Annotated in this window: 21 protein-coding genes and 1 tRNA gene; 8 read left to right on the top strand and 14 right to left on the bottom strand. The window is 61.9% G+C overall.

Annotation, left to right across the window (positions count from 1 at the left end):
• Positions 1-147 precede the first annotated feature (147 nt).
• Positions 148-393 (top strand): PilZ domain-containing protein, encoded by a 246-nt coding sequence (locus HFC70_RS09840; protein ID WP_168473061.1) that lies wholly within the window; start codon positions 148-150, stop codon positions 391-393.
• A 27-nt stretch (positions 394-420) separates the two neighbouring features.
• Here the strand turns inward: HFC70_RS09840 and HFC70_RS09835 are convergent.
• The 3 genes from HFC70_RS09835 to HFC70_RS09825 form a co-directional block, all read right to left on the bottom strand.
• Positions 421-505: transfer RNA gene (locus tag HFC70_RS09835), tRNA-Leu, on the bottom strand.
• A 72-nt stretch (positions 506-577) separates the two neighbouring features.
• A complete protein-coding gene (locus HFC70_RS09830) occupies positions 578-1,150 on the bottom strand; it encodes a hypothetical protein (protein WP_168473060.1) in 573 nt (190 codons plus the stop codon).
• A gap of 104 nt (positions 1,151-1,254) precedes the next feature.
• Positions 1,255-2,709, bottom strand: coding sequence for a TrkH family potassium uptake protein (locus tag HFC70_RS09825; protein ID WP_168473059.1), 1,455 nt, complete (start codon positions 2,707-2,709; stop codon positions 1,255-1,257).
• Between the two features lie 102 nt (positions 2,710-2,811).
• On the opposite strand from HFC70_RS09825, the gene ilvA reads away from it, so the two are divergent.
• Positions 2,812-4,059: a threonine ammonia-lyase gene (gene ilvA / locus HFC70_RS09820; protein ID WP_168473058.1), complete on the top strand. Its 1,248-nt coding sequence runs from the start codon at positions 2,812-2,814 to the stop codon at positions 4,057-4,059.
• On the opposite strand, the gene HFC70_RS09815 is transcribed toward ilvA, so the two are convergent.
• Positions 4,052-5,038: a carboxylesterase gene (locus tag HFC70_RS09815; RefSeq protein ID WP_168473057.1), complete on the bottom strand. Its 987-nt coding sequence runs from the start codon at positions 5,036-5,038 to the stop codon at positions 4,052-4,054. The genes ilvA and HFC70_RS09815 overlap by 8 nt on opposite strands.
• 96 nt (positions 5,039-5,134) lie before the next feature.
• Positions 5,135-6,148 (bottom strand): glycerophosphodiester phosphodiesterase family protein, encoded by a 1,014-nt coding sequence (locus HFC70_RS09810; protein WP_168473056.1) that lies wholly within the window; start codon positions 6,146-6,148, stop codon positions 5,135-5,137.
• 105 nt (positions 6,149-6,253) lie between these two features.
• Between HFC70_RS09810 and HFC70_RS09805 the strand changes: the two genes are divergently transcribed.
• The 3 genes from HFC70_RS09805 (at position 6,254) to HFC70_RS09795 (ending at position 11,423) form a co-directional block, all read left to right on the top strand.
• Positions 6,254-6,592 carry an HlyU family transcriptional regulator gene (locus tag HFC70_RS09805; protein WP_168473055.1) on the top strand — a complete coding sequence of 113 codons (339 nt, stop codon included), beginning with the start codon at positions 6,254-6,256 and terminating at the stop codon, positions 6,590-6,592.
• A gap of 235 nt (positions 6,593-6,827) precedes the next feature.
• The gene (gene amt / locus HFC70_RS09800) at positions 6,828-10,037 is read left to right on the top strand and encodes an ammonium transporter (protein ID WP_246735715.1); all 3,210 of its coding nucleotides are present in this window, start codon (positions 6,828-6,830) and stop codon (positions 10,035-10,037) included.
• 132 nt (positions 10,038-10,169) lie between these two features.
• Positions 10,170-11,423 (top strand): diguanylate cyclase, encoded by a 1,254-nt coding sequence (locus HFC70_RS09795; RefSeq protein WP_168473054.1) that lies wholly within the window; start codon positions 10,170-10,172, stop codon positions 11,421-11,423.
• 78 nt (positions 11,424-11,501) lie between these two features.
• On the opposite strand, the gene HFC70_RS09790 is transcribed toward HFC70_RS09795, so the two are convergent.
• Positions 11,502-12,116, bottom strand: a complete 615-nt coding sequence (locus HFC70_RS09790; protein ID WP_168473053.1) for an FMN-dependent NADH-azoreductase — start codon at positions 12,114-12,116, stop codon at positions 11,502-11,504.
• Positions 12,117-12,249: 133 nt separating this feature from the next.
• Between HFC70_RS09790 and HFC70_RS09785 the strand changes: the two genes are divergently transcribed.
• Positions 12,250-13,209, top strand: coding sequence for a LysR family transcriptional regulator (locus HFC70_RS09785; protein WP_168473052.1), 960 nt, complete (start codon positions 12,250-12,252; stop codon positions 13,207-13,209).
• A gap of 86 nt (positions 13,210-13,295) precedes the next feature.
• Here HFC70_RS09785 and HFC70_RS09780 read toward each other — a convergent pair whose 3' ends face one another.
• The 3 genes from HFC70_RS09780 to HFC70_RS09770 form a co-directional block, all read right to left on the bottom strand.
• A complete protein-coding gene (locus HFC70_RS09780) occupies positions 13,296-15,281 on the bottom strand; it encodes a bifunctional 2',3'-cyclic-nucleotide 2'-phosphodiesterase/3'-nucleotidase (protein WP_168473051.1) in 1,986 nt (661 codons plus the stop codon).
• A gap of 146 nt (positions 15,282-15,427) precedes the next feature.
• A complete protein-coding gene (locus HFC70_RS09775) occupies positions 15,428-15,763 on the bottom strand; it encodes a PilZ domain-containing protein (RefSeq protein WP_168473050.1) in 336 nt (111 codons plus the stop codon).
• A 104-nt stretch (positions 15,764-15,867) separates the two neighbouring features.
• Complete coding sequence (locus HFC70_RS09770; protein WP_168473049.1) at positions 15,868-16,329, bottom strand: Lrp/AsnC family transcriptional regulator; 462 nt, start codon at positions 16,327-16,329, stop codon at positions 15,868-15,870.
• A 156-nt stretch (positions 16,330-16,485) separates the two neighbouring features.
• Here HFC70_RS09770 and ald point away from each other — a divergent pair, with 156 nt between their 5' ends.
• Entirely contained in the window at positions 16,486-17,604 is a 1,119-nt protein-coding gene (ald, locus tag HFC70_RS09765; protein ID WP_168473048.1) for an alanine dehydrogenase, read from the top strand.
• Positions 17,605-17,719: 115 nt separating this feature from the next.
• On the opposite strand, the gene HFC70_RS09760 is transcribed toward ald, so the two are convergent.
• Entirely contained in the window at positions 17,720-18,193 is a 474-nt protein-coding gene (locus HFC70_RS09760) for a DUF1203 domain-containing protein (RefSeq protein ID WP_168473047.1), read from the bottom strand.
• Positions 18,194-18,362: 169 nt separating this feature from the next.
• Here HFC70_RS09760 and HFC70_RS09755 point away from each other — a divergent pair, with 169 nt between their 5' ends.
• Positions 18,363-19,190, top strand: a complete 828-nt coding sequence (locus tag HFC70_RS09755) for a DUF4344 domain-containing metallopeptidase (RefSeq protein ID WP_168473046.1) — start codon at positions 18,363-18,365, stop codon at positions 19,188-19,190.
• Positions 19,191-19,219: 29 nt separating this feature from the next.
• Here HFC70_RS09755 and sseA read toward each other — a convergent pair whose 3' ends face one another.
• From sseA to HFC70_RS09735, 4 genes are all read right to left on the bottom strand, one after another.
• A complete protein-coding gene (gene sseA / locus HFC70_RS09750; protein ID WP_168473045.1) occupies positions 19,220-20,653 on the bottom strand; it encodes a 3-mercaptopyruvate sulfurtransferase in 1,434 nt (477 codons plus the stop codon).
• 23 nt (positions 20,654-20,676) lie between these two features.
• Complete coding sequence (locus HFC70_RS09745) at positions 20,677-21,414, bottom strand: alanyl-tRNA editing protein (RefSeq protein ID WP_168473044.1); 738 nt, start codon at positions 21,412-21,414, stop codon at positions 20,677-20,679.
• Positions 21,415-21,424: 10 nt separating this feature from the next.
• Entirely contained in the window at positions 21,425-22,462 is a 1,038-nt protein-coding gene (locus HFC70_RS09740) for a cysteine synthase A (protein WP_168473043.1), read from the bottom strand.
• A gap of 143 nt (positions 22,463-22,605) precedes the next feature.
• Entirely contained in the window at positions 22,606-24,057 is a 1,452-nt protein-coding gene (locus HFC70_RS09735) for a deoxyribodipyrimidine photo-lyase (protein ID WP_168473042.1), read from the bottom strand.
• Positions 24,058-24,205: the final 148 nt, after the last annotated feature.

The raw sequence follows: 24,205 nt of genomic DNA, 5'->3' as shown, positions 1-24,205 counted from the left end.
GCCGCGCTCTCCTGTTTTCAGGACGGGCCGCTCCGGCGTTTTGCTGCGAATCTAGTATGTTAAATTTTCCTAAGTGTTCCTTGACCTTTTCTTCCTAGCCTTGTCTGGCGCCAGCGGCGTTTTCCGCTGTGTGAAGGACAAACGTTTATGGAAGAGCGACGAACGACAACCCGGTCGCGCGCGTTGAAGGCAGGACGCGTCGTGACCAACAATGGCCACTCGACCCACGACTGCATGGTCCGCAATCTTTCCGCCAGCGGCGCAAAGCTTGTCTTCGAGACCACCATCGACATTCCCGACCAGTTTCAGTTGCGCCTTGAGGATGGCGTGATGCGCTCTTGCACGGTGCGCTGGCGCAAGGCCCGGGACATCGGCGTTTCGTTTGATGGTTGAACGGCGGGCAGCGGTGCAGGATAAGCCTGGTGCGGGCGGCGGGGGTCGAACCCGCACAGCCGAGGCCGAGGGATTTTAAGTCCCTTGCGTCTACCAGTTTCGCCACGCCCGCGCGGCCCCTGTTTCAACCAGTTGCGGGGGCACGTCAAGGGTGGCGTGGCGGCTTTGTGACGCTTGCCGTTTGTTATTTGAGCAGGGTGAACGGCTGCTCGAAGGCCGTGACCTTTTGGCCGACATTGTCGTTGATCGTATAGTGCAGCACGTAGTCGCCGGGATCGGCGCCGGTGACGTCAAGCGTCAGGTGCGTGTAGATTTCCTGGTTGGCGACAAAGCCGGTGAAGGTGAAGTTGCCGAATTCCTTTTGCGCGGCAAGGATTTCGCCAGCTTTGTCCTTCAGTTCCAGGTCGACGCTGAAATTGGATTGTTGCTTTCCCTCGCCGATATCCTTCCAGGACAGGCCGATCAGTTCCACATAGGTGACCAGCGGCTCGCCGGGGGAAAAGGCCGAGCCATCCCGCGGCGTATAGGCGCCGAAGGCCTTCGGCTTGTCCGAGACGAAGACCGCCGTTTTCACGGAAAAGGGCAGGGTGGCGGCAAAGGCCGCAAAAGCTTGGGCGGCGGCCTCATAAGCACCGAGCGCATCGCCGCTCGCCGACTTCTGTTCGGCGATGGCTGCGGCATCGGCAAGCGGCCCGGCCTCGACGCCGGCGGCCGCGGCCAGGCCGACCGCCAGACAGACCGCGCGCTGCATCTGCATGCCAAAACTTCTTGTCCTGATCGGGTTCATTGCCCCGTCCTCCCTTGCCCCATGACCCTTGCCGACAATTTCAAGCAACGGCGTGGACAGTCAAGGGGGCTGCGTCAGGTTCTCCAGAACATCGGCATCAGCAGCACCATGACGGACAGAACCTCGAGGCGGCCGAGCAGCATCATCAGCGACAGCAGGTAGAGGGCCGGATCGCTAATCGTCGAAAAATTGCCGACAGGTCCGATGATCGAACCGATGCCGGGGCCGACATTCGACAGGGCGGTGATGACGGCGGATGTCGATGTCTCGATATCATAGCCCAGCAGGCCCATCAGCACGCTGCCGACCACCCAGAGCAGAAGATAGGTTGTTGTGAACAGGATGACCGTCGACTGGGTCTCCGCATCGACCGTCTTGGTTCCGTAGCGCACCGAATAGACTGCATTGGGGTAGATCAGCTTTTTCAGGCCTGTCGTGATGATGCTCGACAAGATGACGAAGCGATAGGCCTTGATGCCGCCGGCCGTGGACCCGGAGCAACCGCCCATGAAGGTCGCGAAAAAGGCCAGCAAGATGACGAAGGGTCCCCAAAGCGTATAATCGTCGCTGGCATAGCCCGTGGTGGAGAGCAGCGACGAGATGTTGAAGAACGAATGGGTGAGCGCTGTTGTCAGTTCGACATCGTTTCGCAGGTGATGATAGACGGCTACCGCGACCGAAAAGGCGCAGAGATAGCCGACGAAGACGCTGATCTGCGGATCGCGCAGCGCATCCAGCCGTTTACGCACGATGAAGACGATCAGGATCGAGAAGGGTAGGCTCGATATCGTCATGAAGAAGGTCGACACCCATAAGAGGGCGTCGTTTCGGAAAAATCCAAACGATGCGTCGTGGGTAGAAAAGCCAGCCGTAGCCACCGTCGTCATCGCATGGTTGATCGCGTCGAAATGGCCCATTCCGGCAAAATCATAGGCCATGGCGCAGGACAGCGTGATACCGACATAGACCGCAACGAAGGCTCGGGTGAAGCTTGCCAGCCGCGCAAAGGGTTTGTCGTTGGTGTCGGAGGATTCCATCTTGAAGAAGGACATGCCGCCGACCCGCAGGAACGGCAGGACGAACAGGCCGAGCGCGACGATACCGATGCCGCCCAGCCAGCACAGCAGAGACCGCCACAGAAGCAGTCCCGGCGGCATATCGTCCAGTCCGACGAGAACGGTCGATCCGGTCGTGGTTATGCCGGAAATGCATTCGAACAGCGCCTGGGCGAAGGTCAGGCCCAGGCCGGAGAAGTAGAATGGCACGGCGCCGACGAGCGAGAAGACCGCCCAGAGAAGATTGACCAGAACGAAGCCGAGCCGTTTGGTGAAGGTCGGTGGTGCACCGCGGGTCGCCATCGCGGTCATCAGCGACAGCCCGCCGACCATGAAGGCGCAGATGGCGAAGATGTGCCAGTCGTCATGGCCGTAATAAAGGTCGATCATCGCCGGAACGACCATCGCCGTCGCCAGATAGAGCCCGCACAGGGCGGCTATGTAGATGGCGAAGCGGAGGAGGTTGGCGTTCAAGGACGGGACATTCCTGTCTAAAGCATCGCGGAAAAGAGCTTTGTTTCCGCCGGTTCGTTATGCCATAGCGGGAGCCATGACAAAATTCAATGGATGGACGACGTGACCCGACAGGACGTTTTGCAGGCGACCGAAGCAATGCGGGAGATTTTCCCCGCAACCCCGCTGCAACTGAACGAGCATCTGAGCGCCCGCTACGGTGCCAGCGTCTACCTGAAGCGCGAGGATCTCTCGCCGGTCCGCTCCTACAAGATCCGCGGCGCCTTCAATTTCTTCCGCAAGGTGATTGCAGGCGGTGGCACCGACAAGACCTTCATTTGCGCCTCCGCCGGCAACCATGCCCAGGGCTTTGCCTTCGTTTGCCGGCATTTCGGGGTGAAGGGTGTCGTCTTCATGCCGGTGACCACGCCGCAGCAGAAGATCGACAAGACGCGCATCTTCGGCGGCGAGTTCATCACCATCCGCCTGTTCGGCGACATTTTCGACCAGTGCTACGCGGCGGCCCGCGAGCATGTCGAGGCGATCGGCGGCTATATGGTGCCGCCCTTCGATCATGCCGACATCATCGAGGGACAGGCGACCGTTGCCGCCGAAATCCTCGAACAGCTGCCCGACGGCGAAAGCCCTGATCTGGTGATCATGCCGGTCGGCGGCGGCGGTCTGTCGGCCGGGATGACCGGCTACATGACGGATGTACCGGCGGACGGCTTCGTCTTTGCCGAACCGTCCGGCGCGCCGAGCCTGAAGCGCAGTCTGGAGGCGGGCGCCGTCGTCACGCTGCCAAAGGTCGACAATTTCGTCGATGGTGCGGCCGTTGCCCGGATCGGCGACCTGAATTTTCAAGCGCTGCGCGGCTTTCCGGCTGAGCAGGTCCTGCTGATTGCCGAAAACGCCATCTGCGTGACGATTACCGAAATGCTCAATGTCGAAGGCGTGGTGCTCGAGCCGGCCGGCGCGCTGGCCGTTGCCGCGCTGGAGGAACTGGGTCCGGACCGCCTGCAGGGCAAGACCGTCATTGCGGTCGTCTCGGGCGGCAATTTCGATTTCGAGCGGCTACCGGATGTCAAGGAGCGTGCCATGCGCCATGCCGGGCTGAAGAAATATTTCATCCTGCGCCTGCCGCAGCGCCCGGGCGCCCTGCGCGACTTCCTCAATCTGCTAGGCCCCGACGACGATATCGCCCGGTTCGAATACCTGAAAAAGTCGGCCCGCAATTTCGGCTCGATCCTGATTGGCATCGAAACCCGCGAACGCGGCCATTTTGCCGAACTGATAGCCCGATTCGAGGCGGCAGGCCTCGGCTATGAGGATATCACCGAAAACGAGATCCTCGCCAACCTGATCATCTGACCGTCGGCTGGTCCCTGAGCCATGCCGTAATGCGAGCGGCCAGCGGCTGTGTCGTCGATGGCGACAGCGCGTCGCCGGCAATGACGTGATGGTTGGGATCCTCGACTTCGCCCGGATCGATGATCTGCGCCGGAGCACCCCAGCGGGCCGCGATCCTGGCCGTGAGATCGGGCCTGACCACCGTGTCATGCGGCGAGCACAGGAACAGCGCCGGTGAGTCGATCGTCTCGACCGGAACGCGCGCCGCAAGACGCACCAGATGCGCCATGGGGATCAGGGCTTCCACCGGATATTCGGTCGTCCAGCGCGCGGCATGCAACGCATTGCGTGGTTCGAAACCGCGGCGCGGGCCGATGACCAGCCGGGCAATGGACCCGCCGAACGGCATGGCGAGCAGGAACGATCCGGCCGCCTGCAGACCGTAGTTCGGTGACAGCAGAACGGCGGCCGCGATGCGGCCACGGTAGAGGGGCTGGGTGAGCGCCCAGGTCACCAAAGCCCCGCCGGTCGACGTGGCCATCACCACTGTTCTGTCGCCAAGGCGCTCGGCGACGGCCAGTGTTTCCGAAAAATCGGCAATCCAGTCCGTCACCCTCGCTTTCGCCAACGCATCGCCGCTCTGTCCGTGGCCGGTCAACCGGGTGAAATAGAGATTGGCGCCGAGATCCTTTGCGACCAGATCCGGCAGCGGGCGGATTTCGCCGGCGGAAGCGGAGAATCCGTGGATATAGATCAGGACAACAGGCGTCCTTGCCCGGCTGATCGGGTCGGCCCAGACAATCTGCTTCTGTGCGCCATCGCGCACATTGCCGGCTTTCGCTTCCGCCCTCGCGAGATAAAGGTCAAGATCATCGCCGATGGCGCCGGGATCGAATGGTGCAGCGGCAAGGGGGTTCAGTGGTCGTATCATGAGGGCAACGATGATGATGGCCAGCACAGCGACAATCGAGGCCGAAACGCCCAGAAACGTATATGGCATCGCTCTCCCCGGTTCCGGTATCGTCGGTCTTGTTCCGCCCATGTCAGAGGGCCTGCCACACAAGCGTAGCGCGACAGCGACTGCCGGGATAGGGGGTCATCGTCGGCAGAGCCTGGCCGGTGATGATGTCGCGCAGAGGCCTGCGGCGGATGCCATTGCAGCGGCTTGTTCGATACGGTTGGTCCAGATTGCGCCGGCAAAGCCCGGCGGCACCAGTGCCCAGCTTTCACTATCGTCGAGCCCAGCTGATCCGAGGTCACCACTCTCATAAGGCCCGAGCAGCAGAACGTCCGAACCGACGGAACGCATGCGCTCGGTGAAGCGATGCGGCCAGCCCCAGAGCAGGGCTGCGTAATTGACGGGCACAGGCACGAGTGTATTGCGGCAGGCGGCGGGAACATAACCGCTCCAACCTGTCGCCAGATAAGTGAGGAGGCAATCTTTGACGGTGTCCTTGGTATAGCCCCGCAATCCTTCGATCTTGTCGATTGCCGCAAGCGTTGGCCGGTCGTCGCCGTAGACGCCATAGACCGCCGACCTGTAGGCAGGGTTGGATTCGAGCATTGCTGCCAGTGCCGTCCCTTCCTCCTCCCGCCTGCTTTTGAAGTTGATCAGGAACCTGCCGTCCGGCAAGGCGCGGAACACCTCGTCCAGTGTGGGCATCATGCCGATGCCCTGGCCGCGAAACGGAAAGGTCTTGCCGTTATCGGCGGTGTAGCCGTAACCGATATCGAGCTCCTTTAGCCGTGCCATTGGCGTCGTCTCGGTAACGCCTGTTGCATCGGTTCGACATTCGAGCGTCCAGTCGTGAAAGACGGCAAACTGTCCGTCCGGCGTCAGATGGACGTCGAGTTCCACCACCGAAGCGCCAGCGTCGAATGCAGCTCTCATCGAGGCCAGCGTATTCTCTAGATAGGAATGGGACGGCGGACCGATACGCTGTGCGGTGCAGGTATCGTTCTGCAGGCCCGTGCGATCGAAGGTCTGGTGCTGGCCGCGATGGGCGATCACCTCGAACGTCCGTCCGTCGGTCTCGCCCACGAAGAGATTTGTGTTGGCGGCCCAGATAGCAATGCCAACAGCCAAGATGATGCCAAGAACAATCTTCATCCGCCTGTCCTCGTTGGAATCGTCAGTGTCGATGCACCGTGGAAATTGGGCTTTTCGATGAAACAGGGACTTTAGTGCGCCGGGCGGATATGCTAGGCACGCCTCATGGCTTCCTTTCTGTCGAATATCCTTTCCCTGTTTTCCGGTGCGCCGAAGTCCGGTGCCGCCAAGTCGGGTTCTGCTGCAAAGCTTGCCGCCGAGCCGCAGGTTCATGGCGACTGCACCATATTTGCCGAACCGATGCGCGAGGGAAACCAGTTCCGGCTGGCCGGACGCATCGAGAAGGTGGTTGACGGCGAAACGCTGGAGCGGGTGTTCATCCGCGCCGACGTTTTCTCCTCAGCCGACGACGCGCTGGACGGAACCTTTCGCAAGGCGCGCCAGATCATCGACCAGAACGGTGCTTCGCTGTTTTCGGACGGCGCGAAATCACGTTCCGCCTGAACGGAGCAAGGCTGACGCACGCCGCTTTTGCACGCCATGATGGTGCAATGCGGCAATATACGCCGCCTGCTTGAAAAGATTGAATTTTCCCGTGCCCCGTGGTGGGATCGCTTACCTTAAAAAGCACGTCAAATGATCACTCAATTTTAAGTGATTGCCGATCATATGGCCTCGAAGCGTGGTTCGGGATGTGCGGGTGAAATTCAAGTTTTCGCTATTTGTGAAGGGCCATCTGTTGAGATACTTGGTAGCGGCAGTCACGTTCTGCGCGCTGACCTCGGCCGCGATGGCTGCTGATACGGATGCGACCACGGTGGCCGGCAATCTTGACCTGGTCTGGATCCTGGTCGCAGCCGGCATGGTCATGATGATGCAGGTCGGTTTTCTGCTGCTGGAAGCCGGCATGGTGCGCTCGAAGAACTCCATCAACGTCGCCCAGAAGAACCTGCTGGATTTCGTCTTCGGCGTCGTCGCCTTTGCAGCCATCGGCTTCATGATCGCCTTCGGCGCATCCGACGGCTTCGTCGTCGGGACAGAGGGTGATTTTTATTTCCTGCACAACCTGACGACCTGGGAAAGCGGCTTCTTCGTCTTCCAGGTGATGTTCTGCGGAACGGCGGCGACGATCGTGTCCGGTGCCGTTGCCGAGCGCATGAAGCTGTCGGCCTATGTATTCGGCTCGCTGTTCCTGTCGGGCATCATCTACCCGGTCTTCGTGCACTGGACCTGGGGCTCGGCGCTGACGCCCAATACATCGGCCTTCCTGGCCAATCTCGGCTTTGTCGATTTCGCCGGTTCGACCGTGGTGCATGCCACCGGTGGCTGGATTTCGCTTGCCGCCTGCATGGTCATCGGCCCGCGTCTCGGACGCTTCGATGCCAATGGCAATGTCGTGCGCATCGCCGGCCATAATCCTGTCCTGTCGACGACGGGCGCCTTGCTACTGTTCATCGGCTGGATCGGCTTCAATGGCGGCTCCACGGCAAAGGCGTCCGCGGACATGGCGCCGATCATCCTGAACACGGTTCTGGCCGGCGGCATGGCCACCTGTGTCGGCTATGTGCTCGGCTATTTTCGCGACGGCGTGGTCCTGCCCGAAAAGGCCCTCTGCGGCATGCTGGGCGGGCTGGTGGCCGTCACCGCCGGCTGCCATGTGCTCGATCCGTCCGGCGCGCTGATCATCGGGGCTCTCGGTGCGGTGGTGGCGATTTACGGCAATGAGTATGTCGAGCGCCGATTGAAGATCGACGATGCTGTCGGCGCGATCGGGGTTCATGCCTTTGCGGGCGTTGCGGGAACGCTGGGGCTGGCTTTTCTGGCGCCGGTCGAGGCGTTGCCGGCCGGCGGACGGTTTGCGCAATTTTACATCCAGGTCTTCGGTTCGCTCTTGAATTTCTACTGGGCCTTCGGGCTTGGCTATGCCTTCTTCTGGCTTCTCGATCGCATAATGACGGTGCGGGTGTCTGTCGAAGACGAAGAGGTCGGGCTGAACGTTGCCGAGCACGCCACAAGGCTCGGCGTCGGCCATGTCGAAGATGCTCTGTCCGGGCTGGTCAACGGAACGGCCGATCTCACCCACCGCCTGCCGGTCGTCAGCGGCGACGAGGCGGAAAAGCTCACCGGCCTTTTCAACCGCCTGATGGACAATATCGAAGAGGAGGAAAAGAACCGCGGCAAGTTGACGGCCAAACGCCGCGATGACGAGGAGGCCGAGCGGGTCGCCACCATTGCAAACGCCACGTTCGAGGCGATCGTCATGTATCATGACGGCATCATCGTCGATGGCAATGAACAATTGGCCAGTCTCCTTGGTCTGCCCTTGAAGGACCTGATCGGCCGGCCGATCTACGATTTTCTGTCCCAGGACGGCCGCGTCACGCTGCAGGAGGCTTCTCAGGATGGAGTGGACGCGAGCTTCGAGGTTGTCATCCATACGCCCGGCGGCGAGCAGATTCCGGTCGAGGCCCGCGGCCGTGATATCGTCTATCGCGGCAAGACGATGCGTGTCGGCTGCCTTGTTGATCAGCGCGAACGCCGGGCGGCCGAACAGCACATCCGGCATCTCGCCTTGCACGATCCGCTGACGGGCCTGGCAAACCGGACGCTGTTTGCCGAGCATCTCGCCGCAAGCGTCGACCGGGCCAATGCCGGCTGGGGCTGCGCCGTTGTCCTGGTCGATCTCGATCACTTCAAGGATATCAATGATATCTACGGTCATCCGGCCGGCGACGCCGTCATCCGCGAGACCGCCCGGCGGCTGACAGCCGCTCTCGGGCGCTATGATGTCGCCGCTCGTCTCGGTGGGGACGAGTTCGCCGTCATCCTGTCCAACGGTTCCTTCGAAGCCCAGATCGAGGACTTCAGCCGGCGTCTGATTGCCGCGTTCCGCGAGCCCTTCGACACGGGGCGCGGCGAGATGATCAAATGTGGCGTCAGCATCGGCTCTGCCCTTTGCCCGGAACATGCCTCGACGTCCGAGGAACTGATCAACCGGGCCGATGTCGCCCTCTACCAGGCCAAGGATTCCGGCCGAAACACCTGGCAGATCTTCCGGCCGGGCATGAACGAATTGATCGAGAAGCGGCGGGCACTGGAGGCCGACATCGAACAGGCGCTGCAGCGCGACGAATTCGAACTGTATCTGCAGCCGCGCATTCAGGCCGCCACCGCGCAGATCGTCTCCTATGAGGCGCTGATCCGCTGGCATCATCCCGAGCGCGGCCTCGTCAGCCCGAGCGAGTTCATCCCGGTCGCAGAAGCCTCCGGCAAGATCATCGCCATAGGCGAATGGGTGATCGAGCAGGCCTGCCGGCTCTTGCAGGGCGAGGTGGCCGACGGGCGCCTGAGCGTCAATGTCAGCACCATCCAGTTTCGCCATCCGGACTTCCTGCACAATCTCTCCACGATCGTTCAGCGCTCCGGCATCGATGCGTCGCGGCTGGAGCTGGAGATCACCGAAAGCGTCCTGATCGACAACGACAAGCGCGCACTGGATATCCTGGAGGCGCTCAAGGATTTCGGTTTCCGTATCGCCCTTGACGATTTCGGCACAGGATACTCGTCGTTGAGTTATCTTAGCCACTACCCGTTCGATGCCATCAAGATCGACCAGGGTTTCGTCAGCAGTCTCGGGGTCGAGGACAATGCCGCGACGATCGTCCGCACCATCATCGACCTGGGGGCAGGCCTTGGCATGAAGGTCGTCGCAGAGGGCGTCGAGACGATCGAGCAGGCGCTGTTCCTGGCGCAATCGGGTTGCGACGAACTGCAGGGCTATTTGCTGGGCAAGCCGTTGCCGGCCCGCAACATTCTGCGGGAGATCGATCAGGCTGTCGCGGTGCAACTCCGCGGCATGCCGCGTCCCGCCTCGCGGGCAGGGTCCTTGCTCGGGGTCGGCGGCGAGAATTATGCAGACCTGCCGCGCGGCCCGCGAAAAGCCCTGTAGGAAGGTCATCATCCCGTGCTAGGCGGGTTTTGGCGGTGGACGTGAAAACAGCCGAAGCTGAGTCGGCTTCTTCGTGGAGCCGCAATGGAGAGGGTCCGTACGGTCTTGGCGGCAGCGGACGAGTGGAGCCCGATGGTTCAAACAATAAATCTGGCGCTCTTTCTGGCCGAAGCCGCGCTCTATTTCAGCCTGATGACGGCTCTGCTGCATTTCCGACACAGGATCGGTCTTGGCGTTTTCCTGACGGCCCTCGGCGTCATGCATTTCGTCGAGACCTATCTGGCGGCCGTCTTCTATGTAAGCCTTCCCTTTGGCGTGGTCTCGCCGGGTTCGTCGGTCTTTTTCACCGGCAAGCTGATGATGATCCTGATGCTCTACATCAAGGAGGATGCCTCCACCGTCCGCCAGCCGATCTACGGTCTGTTTCTCGGCAATCTGGTGACGGTCGCCGTCGCCCAGGTCGTGCTGTTGCATCAGCCGGTGGAAATGGCGCCCCGCCAGTTCGCCGACATGGGCTTCCTGCAGGACATGGGACTGCTGATGATCTGGGGCACGGCGCTGCTCTATCTCGACGCGCTCGGCATCATCCTGCTCTACGAACGGCTCGGTCGGACCTGGTTGCGCCGGACGGTGGTGCGTTTTGCCTTGAGCGGCATGCTGGTGCTGACTTTCGACCAGATCGGTTTCTATGCGCTCCTGAACTATCTCTACGATGCGCCGGCCAGCGTGTTCTGGGGTGGCCTGAAGGCCAAGATGTTCTCGGTCACGCTTTATGCGGCATTCTTCATGCTGTACCAGTCGATGTTCCGCGATCACAACATCACCCATTCCCGCCGCCCGATCGGCGATGTCTTCAGCGACCTGACATTTCGCGAGCGCTACGAGGATCTGTTGTCCAGGACCGGGCGCGACATGCTGACCGGGCTTTACGACCGCAGCCGCATGGAGATCGAGGCGCCACGGCTGATCCGCGAATCGCTGCGCATCGGTACGCCGGTCAGCCTGGCCATCGTCGATGTCGATCACTTCAAGTCGGTCAACGACCGGTTCGGCCATCTGCATGGTGACGAGGTCCTGAAGGCCATTGCCGACGGCATGGCCGGCCAGTTGCGGGAGGGTGACCATATCTTCCGCTATGGCGGCGAGGAATTCGTGGTGCTGATGCCGGAAGCATCCCATGGCGATGCCCTGGGGCTGGCGGGCCATCTCTGCCGCACCATGGCCGCGACGATCCGCAACATGGCTGGTGAGCCGGTGACGATCAGTATCGGGGTGGCCACCGCGCCGCATGATGGCGGCAGTTTCAACAGCCTGCTGGCCCTGGCCGACGAGCGTCTCTACAAGGCCAAGGACGCCGGCCGCAACTGTGTCGTCGGCATCGTCTGACAATTGGCCCGTGTTGGCGGCACGAAAAAATCCGGCCGCTCTCGCGACCGGATCCTGTCATTGTGCAGTCGTGGTTCTTCAGGCTGCCTGGGCCAGCTCTGCAGCCTTGGCGTGAGCGGCGGCAATCGCCTTTTCGGCGGCCTCCGGTCCATAGGCCAGGCCTTCGACATAGATGGTTTCGATGTCGGTGATACCCAGGAAGCCGAGAACCGTCTGCAGGTAAGGAACAGCATGGTTCATCGGGGCGCCTGGGCCGCTGGAATAGACCCCACCCGAGGCCAGAACCACATAAGCCTTCTTACCGGTGACAAGGCCGACCGGACCGGATTCTGTGTATTTGAAGGTCAGGCCGGCGCGCGCGACATGGTCGATCCAGGTCTTCAGCGACGAATAGATGTTGAAGTTGATCAGGCCGGTGCCGATCACCAGCGTGTCGGCGGCCAGCAGTTCCCGGACCAATTCGTCGGAGATGACGGCGGCTTCGGCTTCGGCCGGTGTGCGATCGGCTGCCGGCTTGCGGATGGCGGCGGTGAAGGTGCCGTCCACATGGGCGAGCGGATTAGCGGCCAGGTCGCGATGCACGATCTGCGCTCCGGTCTGGGCCTTCAGCTTCTCGGCAAGGTCGGTGGCAACGCTGCTGGACTGGGATTCGGCACCGCGCGGGCTCGAAGTGATCAGAAGAATGGAGGACATGGCAGTTCCTTATCGTGTTGGCTTCGCGGCCGGGCAGGGAGAACCTCGCCGCTGTGGCCCACAGATAGGCCGTTGCTGCTATCGAAAAAACCGTGATAATGTCGATTGTAATTATCGAATTATTGGATGAGACATGGACGCCAACCCGACCCTCGACCAGTTGCAGGTCTTTCTCGCCGTTGCCGATGCCGGCAGCTTTTCAGCCGCCGCCCGTGGGCTCAACCGCGCCCAGTCGGTGATCAGCTACACGATCGGCAATCTCGAAGCGCAGCTCGACGTGTCGCTCTTCGAGCGCAATGGCGCGCGCCAGCCGAAACTGACCGATGCCGGCAAGGCGATGCTGGCGGATGCCCGGCGCATCGTCGGCGACCTCCAGGTCATGCGGGCACGCGCCATCAGCATGAAGCAGGGCCTGGAGGCGGAAGTGTCGGTCGCGATCAGCGTCATGGTGCCGACCGACGCCATGGTCGCCGTGCTCAAGGAATTCCGCACGATCTTTCCATCGGTCGCCCTGCGCCTCGATGTCGGTGAACTCGGGCGGATCATGGAGCTGGTGATGACCGGACGCTCGTCGATCGGCATTGGTGGTGCCCTGATGCGGCAGGACGATTCGTTGCAGGTCGAGCGGATCGGCCATAATTTCCTGCTGCCGGTTGCCGCAGCCACCCATCCGCTGGCGCAAATCGCAGGACCGCTGACGCTGGCCGACGTGCGGGAGGAAGTCCAGCTCGTGGTCACCGATGCATCGGACCTGACCACGGGACGCGATTTCAACGTGCTGTCCTACAAGACCTGGCGGGTCAGCGACATCGCCACCAAGCATCACCTGATCCGCGGCGGGCTCGGCTGGGGCGGATTGCCGGCCTCCGTCATCCATGACGATATCCTGTCGGGCCGCCTGGTTCATCTCAATCTGGAGGCCTACGAGCAGGGCCATTACTCGATCTATGCGATCCGCAAGACGGCATCGCCGCCAGGACCGGCGGCTGCCTGGCTGATAGAGGCCTTCCGCCACAAGCTGTCCTCCTGCCCGGCTCATTTTCCGGGTGAGGTCCTTGATTCAGTTCGCCAGGATCAGGCGCTACGGGCTTGAATCGACTCAAGCAAACGGCAGCGGGACAAGCAGAACCCGCGGTCTGGTGACCGCGGGTTCGGGAAGAAATAGGTAGACTTTATCCCCTATAGAAACAGCCGGAACTTGGCAAAGCCATCGGCACCGTCGCCGGCATCCTCGATCCTGGCACCCTTGACATCGCCTGCAAAGGCGCGGGCCTTCGGGCCGGTCTCGAAAATCGCCGTGGCACCGTCGACCGGCGCAAAGCTCCAGTTGTCGTCGGCCGAGGGGTTGATGGTGCCCTGATCGATGATGTAGCGCACGATTACGTCGCGATTGGTATCGGGCGCCACGAAGATCACCTTGTCGCTGGCAATCTCGGGGAATTTGCCGCCGCCGCCGGCGCGGTAATTGTTGGTCGCCACGACGAAGCGTTGTGCCGGATCAATGGGCTGGCCGAAGACGCTGAGGTTCTTGATACGGCTTGATTCCGGATTGACCGCCTTTCCGTCCTTGTCGTATTTCGCTGGAACGGACAGGTCGATCTGATAGGTCACCCCATCGATGACGTCGAAATTGTAGGATGGGAAATCCGGGTTGAGCAGCGGCACATCCTTGGCGCCGGCCGCCACCTGGTTGAACATGCCGGCCGACATTTCCAGCCAGTTCTTGACCTGCTCGCCGGTGATCAGCACGGCCTGAACGGTGTTGGGATAAAGGTAGAGGTCGGCCACATTCTTGATGGCAATGTCGCCCGCCGCCACATCGGTATAATAGTCCGCGCCGCCGCGGCCGCCGGCCTTGAAGGGTGCCGCGGCCGAAAGGATCGGCAGATCCTTGTATTCGGTCTCCTTCAGCATGTCGCGGATGTACCAAGTCTGCGCATTGGAGACGATCTGTACCGACGGATCGTCGGCCACCAACGCAAAATAGGAATAGAGCGGCGCCGAGGTCTTGCCGACCGGGGTGCGGACATAGTCGAGCGTCGCCTGATGCTCCTCCGCGACCGAAGCCACCACCTCCGGCTTGTCGGTGGTGTCGGCGACGATCTTGCGGTTGTCATCGCGATGATAGATCGGCCGCGCCTCGCAGGTGAAGTCGACGATCTTCCAGCTCTTGCCGTCCTTTTCGATCAACAGGTCGATCAGGCCCATATGCGAGCCCCAGAAGCCGGCCATGACAGCCGGCTTGCCGAGCAGGGTGCCCTTGACCGGATCGGCGCCCGGCACGTCGTCAAAGCTCTTCGGGCCGGGGAAGACCAGGTGCTGGTGGCCGGTGAAGACGGCATCGATGCCCTCGACGCCGGCGAGATAGAGCGAGGCGTTTTCCATGCGTTCAGTCTGGCCGTGGCCGTCGATGCCGGAATGGGATAGCGCCACGACGATGTCGGCGCCTTCCTCCTTCATCACGGGCACCCAGGCGCGGGCCGCGGCGACGATATCGCGCGTCTGCGCCCGGCCTTCGAGATTCTTGGCATCCCACAGCATGATTTGCGGTGGCACGAAGCCGATGAAGCCGATCTTGATCGGGTTCTCGTTACCGGCGCCGTCCTTGATCATCCGGTCGAGAATGACATAGGGCTTGAAGAACAGCTGGTCCTGTTTGGCGTCGGTGGCCAGTTCGCCTTTGGTCAGGTTGGCACAGACGATCGGAAACTGCGCGCCGCCCAACGTGTTGAACATGAAGTCCAGGCCATAGTTGAATTCGTGATTGCCGAGGGTGCCGCAATCATAGCCGAGCACGTTCATCGCCTTGATCACGGGATGCAGGTCGCCGGCCTTCATGCCCTTCTTGTAGGCCATGTAATCGCCCATGGGATTGCCCTGCAGCAGGTCGCCATTGTCGATCAGCAGGGAGTTGCCGGCCTCGGCGCGGATGGCGTCGATGAGGCTTGCGGTGCGCGCCAGGCCCATCGTGTCGTTGGGTTTGTCGGCATAGTAGTCGTAGGGCATCACATTGACGTGGATATCGGTCGTTTCCATGAGCCGCAGATGGGCCTGGGCGGCATTGGCGCGGGCTGCGAAGGGATGCAAAACGACAAGAGCCGAAGTCGCGGCAAAACCGCCGAGAAGGGAGCGACGCGAAATGGGGTGCAGGTCTATGAGCGACATGGCAATCTCCTACGTAAAACTGGCCTAATGGCGAACAGAGATAAGGCCAATTGCGAAGATGTGCATCCGGAAAATGACAAGGGTATGATGTCGAGCCGCAAGCGCTGGCGGGAACGGGTCCAATATACCCGTGCCGGTCGGCGGCTCTATCGGGTCAGAACCGGCCGGACCTCTCGATGGAAATGACGGAAATAGGCCGACATCTGCGCCAGCGAATTGCTGGTCTGCTTGATCTGGATGCCGAGCCTGCCGTCGCGCCGCCAGCGTACGGTGCCCTCGATGAGGCCGATATCGTCGTTCTCGATGACGACATTGCTGCCGGTCGCCGCATTGAACTTGCCGCTGAGTTCGATGGCGATACCTGTCCGCGACACGTTCAGGACGCGGCCCGCCGCCTGCTGGTTCAGGTATTTAACGGTGCTGTCGATGCGGCATCGGTTGCGCTGCACTTTTCGACCATCCATCTTCAAATTGTTCTGCATCGTCGATCCCCATTGAAAGACCTGTCTCCGAATGTGACAAGTCTATGAGGCATTGGTTGCAAGCGGCTGAAACGATTCACTCAATTTGCACTGACCGATGAATTTCAGAGCCCGACATTCGGCCGATCGATGATTTCGCGCAGCGCAAAGCTGGAATTGATCTTGACGACGTGGGGCAGGGCCGAAAGCCAGTCCCGGTGGATGCGCTCGTAGTCCTCGAGATCCTTGGCGGCGACCCGCAGGATATAGTCGTATTCGCCGGACATCAGGTAGCACACCAGCACATTCGGACAGCGCTTCACCGCCGCCTCGAACTCCGTCAGGGTCTTGGCGAACTGCCCCGACAGCGAGATGTGGACGATCACCATCATCTTGTAGTCCAGCGCCTTGTGGGAGAGGCGCGCGTGATAGCCGCTGATGACGCCGGTTCGTTCCAGGATATCGAGCCGCCTCGAACAGGCAGACGCCGACAGCCCGACCCGCTCGGCAAGCTCCGCATTGGAGATCCGGCCCTCCGCCTGCAATGTCTTCATGATGGCAAGATCAATGGTATCGGGCTGTGCCATGCGTGGAACCTTCGAAAAATGACGAATATACGCAATGATCATCGAAAATCGACTGTTCTGCAATCGCTCTTCGCAAGGACATTCACCGGAAATTCTGGTTTCTTCGTGCGGTGGAAAAAGACGGCGAAAGCCATTCAAACGAGAGAGGAACGCTGAATGCGTGTCGGTTGCCCGAAGGAAATCAAAAACCATGAATATCGTGTTGGGCTGACGCCCGGTGCCGTCCGGGAATATGTGGCCCATGGCCATGAGGTTCTGGTCGAGACGGGAGCCGGTGCCGGCATCGGCGCGGACGATGGCGCCTATATGGCCGCCGGCGCGAAGATCGCTGCGACCGCCAAAGACGTCTTTGCCAAGTCCGACATGGTGGTCAAGGTCAAGGAACCGCAGCCCTCGGAATGGGCGCAGTTGCGCGACGGCCAGATCCTCTACACCTATCTACACCTGGCGCCCGATCCGGAGCAGACCAAGGGCCTGCTGGACAGCGGCGTGACCGCCATTGCCTATGAGACTGTAACCGACGAGCGCGGTGGCCTGCCGCTTTTGGCGCCGATGTCAGAAGTTGCCGGTCGTCTGGCCATCCAGGCCGGCGCGACGGCGCTGCAGAAGGCCCATGGCGGCCGTGGCATCCTGCTCGGTGGCGTTCCGGGCGTTCTGCCGGCCAAGGTGGCCGTCATCGGCGGCGGCGTCGTCGGCCTGCATGCGGCCCGCATGGCCGCCGGCCTTGGCGCCGATGTCACCATCCTTGACCGTTCGCTGCCGCGCCTGCGTCAGCTCGACGATCTCTTTGCCGGCCGGGTTCACACCGTCTATTCGACCATCGATGCGCTGGAGCAGGAAGTCTTTGCCGCCGACCTGGTGATCGGTGCCGTGCTGATTCCCGGCGCCGCAGCCCCCAAACTCGTCACCCGCGAAATGCTGTCCGGCATGCAGAAGGGCGCTGTCATCGTCGACGTGGCGATCGACCAGGGCGGCTGCTTCGAGACGTCGCATGCCACGACCCATTCCGAGCCGACCTATGAAGTCGACGGCATCGTGCATTATTGCGTGGCCAACATGCCCGGCGCCGTGCCGGTGACATCCACCCAGGCGCTGAACAATGCCACGCTGGTCCATGGCCTGGCTTTGGCCGATCGCGGCCTGCGCGCCATCGCCGAGGATCGGCATCTGCGCAATGGCCTGAATGTCCACAAGGGCCGCATCACCAACAAGCCGGTGGCAGAGGCGCTTGGCTATGAGGCTTACAGCCCGGAAAGTGTCCTGAACGTTGCCTGACGCGACGTGAGGTTTTTCAGGACGCATCCCGCAGAGTCAGGTCCAAAAATAATGCGGTGATGCGTCCGTTCAGGGCCGGCCAGATCTCGTCTGGCCGGCTCTTTTTGTCTCGACTTCAGACCCGGTCGATGCGGCACTGGTAGCAATTGTTGCGGGCCGAGCGCACATGCACATAGGCAATATCGTCGCGCGCCAGCAGTTCGTCCGCTCGAGCGGAAATGTTTTCCATCGGGGTGACGGCGCCGGTGCCGTAGACAATCCGGTCCTGGTGGCCATAGCCGCGCAGGATGTAGTCCGGGCTCGTCGTGAGGATTTCGGGGAGTGTGTCGCCACCGCCGAAGCGGTCGCAGGCCTCCGCGTGCAGGAAGATCGGGCCGGTTTCCGCATAGGGTTGAAGCACCGGAAACGGGCGATAGGCGAGGATGAGAAAGGGAGCACCTTTTTCGATCAGGCCCAGGCAGTGGCGGCAGGGCAGTCCGCCGCCGGGCGAGATTGCCCGTTCGGGCGCCATGTCATAGGCATCGGGCGCTCCGCCCCAGTACTGCTTTGCAGTCTCGGTCGGCATGGCGGTGAAACGGATATCGGTCATGGGGCTCTCCTTGGATGTGTGCCCCATTGTCACGGGCAGCCAACGCCCAAGCCACCCGAAACCTGCGCATCCCAGCGAATTCGCCCAATCTTGGCGTTTTATATCCTCTCGCCGCTCCGCTAACTTTGCCCGCGCCTTTGCATGACGCAGGCGGGAAACGGGGGTTTTCATGAAAACGCGGATCGTCGCACTGATTGCTGCTCTGGGATTGTGGGGAGCGCTGTCGGCGGCACCGGCCGAGGCGGTCGGCGACAGCGAAGGGCCGACGCCCGAGCAGGCGGCCGAGGCCCGCACCTTCATCGTCAACAATGCGATCTTCGTGCTGTTTCACGAAGCCGGCCATATGCTGATCTCGGAATTCGGCCTGCCGGTGCTCGGCCGCGAGGAGGATGCCGTCGATGCGCTGTCGGCCATCCTGATGCTCGAAAGCGACACCGACGAATTCGACCAGGCGATCCAGGATGCCGCCGACGGCTGGTTCCTGCTCGACGACAGCAAGGAGGTGTTCGTCGAAAGCGAGTTCCTCGATACTCACGCGCTGGACCGGCAGCGCGCCTATCAGATCCTCTGCATGATGACCGGCGCCGATGCGGAGTACTTCAAGGTATTTGCCGATTCGATGGATTTCCCGCAGTCCCGTCGCGAGGAATGCGTTGTCGAATATGAGCGGACCAAGGCGAGTTGGGCAAGCCTGCTGGAGCCTCACCTGGCGAAGAATGGCAAGGTCGCCAAGTTCGATATCCGCTACGAGCCGGCCGGCGAGGAGGCGCTGCAGATGTTCGCCGACGTGCTGCAGGACGCAAAGGTGCTGGAAATCGTCGCGGAAAGTTTTTCAGGCACCTACGCGTTCAAGGACGGCATCACGCTCACGGCGAAAAGCTGTGGCGAACCGAACGCCTACTGGCATCCGCAGGAGCGGCAATTGACGCTGTGCTACGAACTGGCGGTCCAGCATGTCTCCCTGATCGACGGCTATTTCAAGAGCCAGAAGAAATAGCCGTCGCAGGTCAGATCAAATGGGGCAGATCAGAGCGAGGCGCGATCGCGCCGCATCATCTGCAGGAGTTCCGCTTCCGAGACCGGCTCGACCAGCGCGTCATAGGTATTGACCGGCGAGAAGCCGAAGCGCTGGTAGAGCTGCAGGGCGCGCGGATGGTCCAGCGTATTGGTGGTGACCGTGACCTTCTGCGGATTGTTCTGCCAGGCGGCATAGAGCGCCTGCAGCAGGAACCATTTGCCAAGCCCCATGCCGAGCGCATGTTCGAATAGCCCGAAATAGGAGAGTTCGACCACCTCTTCGCTGACCTGCGAAAACTCGTAGAAGCCGGCCGGCGCGCCGTTGACGTAGAGCACGCTGATCGACACCTTGGGACTGTGGACGATGGCCTTCAGCTCGGCATCGCTCATGCGCAGCCGCTGGTACCAGTGCCAGCGCGCCCCGACCTGGCGGTGCAGAAAGCGGTAGAACGGCAGGGGAATGTCGATCGTGCGCATGATCGCCGTCTGGATATTGACCGGCACCGGCAGGCTCGCCTTCGGTGCTGCCGTCATCTCCAGCTGGGTGACATGGGCATGCAGCGGCCCATGCGGCGCATGGACCAGTTCCTCGGCCGCGCCGGTGACGACGGGCGTTTCCGCCCGGCTTCCCCATTCCGACCAGGAGCCGTCATAGAGCGTATTGTCGTGATGGCCGAGCGATTCCAGCGCCAGCGTGATCACGGCGGCGGTGACACCCGAGCCGCAGCTGGTGACGACCGGCTTCGAAAGGTCGATGTCGGCGGCGTTGAAGATCGAGCGGAGCGCTGCGAGGTCCTTCAACTGGCCGTTTTCGGAGAGAATGCTGGCCGGAACGCTGCGGGCGCCGGGCATATGGCCCGAGCGCATGCCCTCGCGCGGCTCGGGCTCGTCGCCGGTAAAGCGGCCGGCCGGCCGTGCGTCGGCGATCTGCCGTGTGCCGGCTTCAACGATCTCCATCATGTCGGAAAAGGACGTGACGCGGCTGCGGTCGAAGGCGACGTCGAAAATGGTGGTGGCCGGTTCCGGCAGGTCGGTCTGCAATGGCCGGTCGTCCTTCTTCCAGCCGTCCAGGCCGCCCTCGAGAATGTAGACGCTCTGAGCCCCCATGACGCGTAGCATCCACCAGATGCGTGGCGCCGAAAAGAATCCGGGGCCGTCGTAGACGACGATCGTGTCCGTGGTCCGCAGACCCAGTTTTCCCATTTCGGCGGCAAAGAATTCCGGCGCGGGCAGGGAGTGGGGAAGGTTGGTCGTGTGGTCGGCAATGGCGTCCTGGTCGAAGAATACAGCGCCGGGAATATGTCCCGCGGCGTATTCAAGCGCACCATTGCGCTTATGGGCCGGCAGATACCAGGAGGCGTCGACGATTCTGAAATCCGGCGCGCCGAGCTGTTTCTCCACCCAGTCGGCAGATACGACAAAACGGCTTTTTTCCGCTGGCATGCTATTCTCCCTTGGGCCTTGCGTCAGGCAGGATCGGCCGGGGCTCCGAAGCGAATGCGGAACCGGCGGTTCTCCTTGCCCTTCTTTTCGATTTTGGCGATGTGAATCGCGCCGACCTCTTGGGTCTCGGATACATGTGTGCCGCCGCAGGGCTGGCTGTCAACGGCGGAATTCTCGCCGATGCAGACCAGGCTGACGCGGCCAAGGCCGATCGGCGGGCGGACATTCTTCGATTTGACGATGCCCGGATTGGCGATCAACTCGTCGTCGGTGATCCATTGCAGCGTGATGGGATGGTTCTCTTCGACCAGTTTCATCAGCTCGGCCGTGACCTGGTCGCGGTCGATCGTCTCCGACATGTCGAAATCGACCCGGCTTTCCTCCTCGCCGACCGCCGCACCGGTGATGGGATAGGAGCAGACCACCGACAGCAGATGGCAGGCGGTGTGCATGCGCATCAGCCTGTAGCGCCGCGCCCAGTCGACATGCAGCACCAGCTTTTCACCGACCGAGGGCAAGACCTCGCCGTCCAGCGGCACGTGGATGATGATGTCCTTGGTTTCGCCATGCCGGGTCTGCCCGAGCGCGATCTTCGCCCCGTCGGCCCGCTCCAGAAATCCCGTATCGCCGGGCTGGCCGCCTGATGTGGCGTAAAAGCAGGTCTGGTCGAGTTCGATGCCGCCATCGTCATGCACCGCCGTCACCACGGCCTCGCAGGTCGCCAGGTAGAAGTCGTCGCGGTAAAGGGCTTGTGTCGGCATCGGTTCTGTCTCAGACAGTCTCGAGGGGCAGGGTGTAGTCAGTCACATGCGCCAGCCATTCCGGCTTCGGCAGGCCCTTGGAGGCCAGGAAGTCCGGGTTGAACAGTTTGGACTGGTAGCGGTTGCCGTAATCGCAGAGCACGGTGACGATCGTGTGCCCAGGCCCGAGGTCGCGCGCCAGCCGGATCGCGCCGGCAATGTTGATGCCCGACGAACCGCCGAGGCAAAGGCCTTCGTTCTCGACCAGATCGAAGATGACCGGCAGCGCTTCGCTATCGGGGATCTGATAGGCGAAATCCGGCGTAAACCCTTCGAGATTGGCGGTGATGCGGCCCTGGCCGATGCCTTCGGTGATCGACGAGCCCGAGGATTTCAACTCGCCATTCGTGTAGAATTCGTAGAGAGCCGCGCCTTCCGGATCGGCAAGGCCGATCTTCACGCCGGGCTTCATGGCGCGCAGGCCCATGCCGACGCCGGCCAGCGTGCCGCCCGAGCCGACCGCGCAGATGAAACCGTCCACTTCGCCGGCGGTCTGGTCAAAAATCTCGCGGGCCGTCGTGGCGATATGGGCATCGCGGTTGACGGTATTGTCGAACTGGTTGGCCCAGATGGCACCGTTCGGCTCGGATTTGGCAAGCTGGGCCGCCAGCCGGCCGGACAGTTTGACGTAATTATTGGGATTCTTGTAGGGAACCGCCGGCACCTCGACCAGCTCGGCCCCGAGCAGCCGCAGCGCGTCCTTCTTTTCCTGGCTCTGGGTTTCCGGAATGACGATGACGGTGCGATAGCCGAGCGCCTTGGCGACCAGCGTCAGGCCGATGCCGGTATTGCCGGCCGTGCCTTCGACGATCACGCCGCCCGGCCGCAGCAGGCCGCGTTTCTCCGCATCTCGGATGATGAACAGGGCGGCGCGATCCTTGACCGACTGGCCGGGATTGAGAAATTCGGCCTTGCCGAGAATGGTGCATCCGGTCGCCTGCGAGGCGCCTTTCAGGCGGATCAGGGGCGTATTGCCGATCGCGTCGAGAACGGAGGGGTGGAATGCCATGGGATCTGCCTTCTGTTTCCGCGGAAGTTAGGGCCTGTCTTTTCAGACCGCAAGCATCCGAAGGCAAGAAATGCCATTCCCTCCGTCGGTAAGGATCAGAAAAACCATGCCTCCAGCTCAGGTTTTCCGCCGGGCCGTTATCGTCAGTCGGACCCCGAAACCGCCTTATAGGCTGCAAGCGCCTGCTCGCGGGCTCGTTTGTGGTCGACGATCGGCGCCGGATAGGTCTTTCCCAGCACCACGCCGGCCCTTTTCAGCTCGCTTAAGGGAGCCTCGAACGGCTTGTGGATAAAGCGATTGTCGAGGCGGGCAAGCTCCGGCACGAACGCCCGCACATAATCGCCGTCCGGATCGAATTTCTCGCCCTGGGTGATCGGGTTGAAGATCCGGAAAAACGGAGCCGCATCGGCCCCCGATCCCGCCACCCATTGCCAGCTGGCGGCATTCGACGCCGGGTCGGCATCGACCAGCGTATCGCGAAACCAGCGCTCGCCGTCGCGCCAGTCAATCATCAGGTCCTTGATCAGGAAGGAGGCGACGATCATGCGCACCCGGTTGTGTATGATGCCATGCCGCCAGAGTTGGCGCATGCCGGCATCGACGATCGGATAGCCGGTCTCACCACGCGTCCAGCGTCTAAACAGATCCGGCGCCTCTTTCCACGGAAAGGCATCGAAGCGCGGGTTCCAGTTTTTCGTCGCAAGGTCGGGACAATGAAACAGCAGGTGATAGGAGAAATCCCGCCACACCAGTTCCTTGCGGAAATGCGTGATGTCCTCGGCGGCAATCCGATCCGACAGTCCGCGCGTCGCACGCCAGATACGCCGCGGTGAAATCTCGCCAAGCGCCAGATGCGGCGACAGCCGCGATGTCGAAGGCCGGGCCGGAAAGTCGCGCTCGGCCTTGTAGCCTGCCAATCCGTCTTTGACGAAATCACCAAGCCGCGCCAGGGCGCCGGTCTCGCCAGGCGTCCAGACCTCGGAAAAATGCCTTGCCCAATCGGGGCGCTTCGGTAGCAGGGACCAATCCTCCAAGGGCTCGCTTTGCGGCCAGTCGGTCGGTGCTGGCAGCATGTCCGGGGCGGCGATCGGTTCGGCCGGTTCGCCGCTCGCCTCCAGCGCCCGCCAGAACGGCGTATAGACCCGGTAGGGGCCGCCGCTGCCGGTCTTCACCCGTGAGGGCTCGTGCAGCAATTGCCCGGCAAAGCTCTTCACCTCGTATCCCTGCTCAGTCAGCATGGCCTTGATCGCCGTGTCGATCGCGATACCGGCCGGATCGTAGCGCCGGTTCCAGTAAACCGCTCCAGCCGAAGTCTGTTTCAGCAGATCTAGCAGCGCATCGGCACTGTCGCCGCTTCGAAGCACCAGCCGGCTGCCGATGCCTTTGAGCGATGCGTCAAGCGCCGTCAGCGAGTGATGCAGCCACCAGGCCTGCGCGCCGCCGAGAGGCCCGGTGCCGGCCGCCCCGGTATCGCGGATATAGAGGAGAATGACCGGCCGGCCGGTGGCCGCTGCCGCCGATAGAGCCAGATTGTCGTTCAGCCTGAGGTCCTTGCGAAACCACAGGAGGATGGGGGCATGGTCGGCATCTGGCATTGGCAACTCGATTTCTGGCAGGCGTTATCGGTGTGCTCTATACGGTGCGCCAACCGGTGCGGATTGGGCAGGGCACCATGCCGTCTACAACTTTCGGCGGATTTTGGCGCGAAATCGCCTCGTCGCCCGGACCATTATTGGGACAATG

It is taken from the genome of Agrobacterium sp. a22-2, assembly GCF_012276985.1.
Lineage (GTDB): Bacteria > Pseudomonadota > Alphaproteobacteria > Rhizobiales > Rhizobiaceae > Allorhizobium.
The sequence above is the reverse complement of the archived record's forward strand: the minus strand, read 5'-3'. Positions and strand labels throughout refer to the sequence as shown.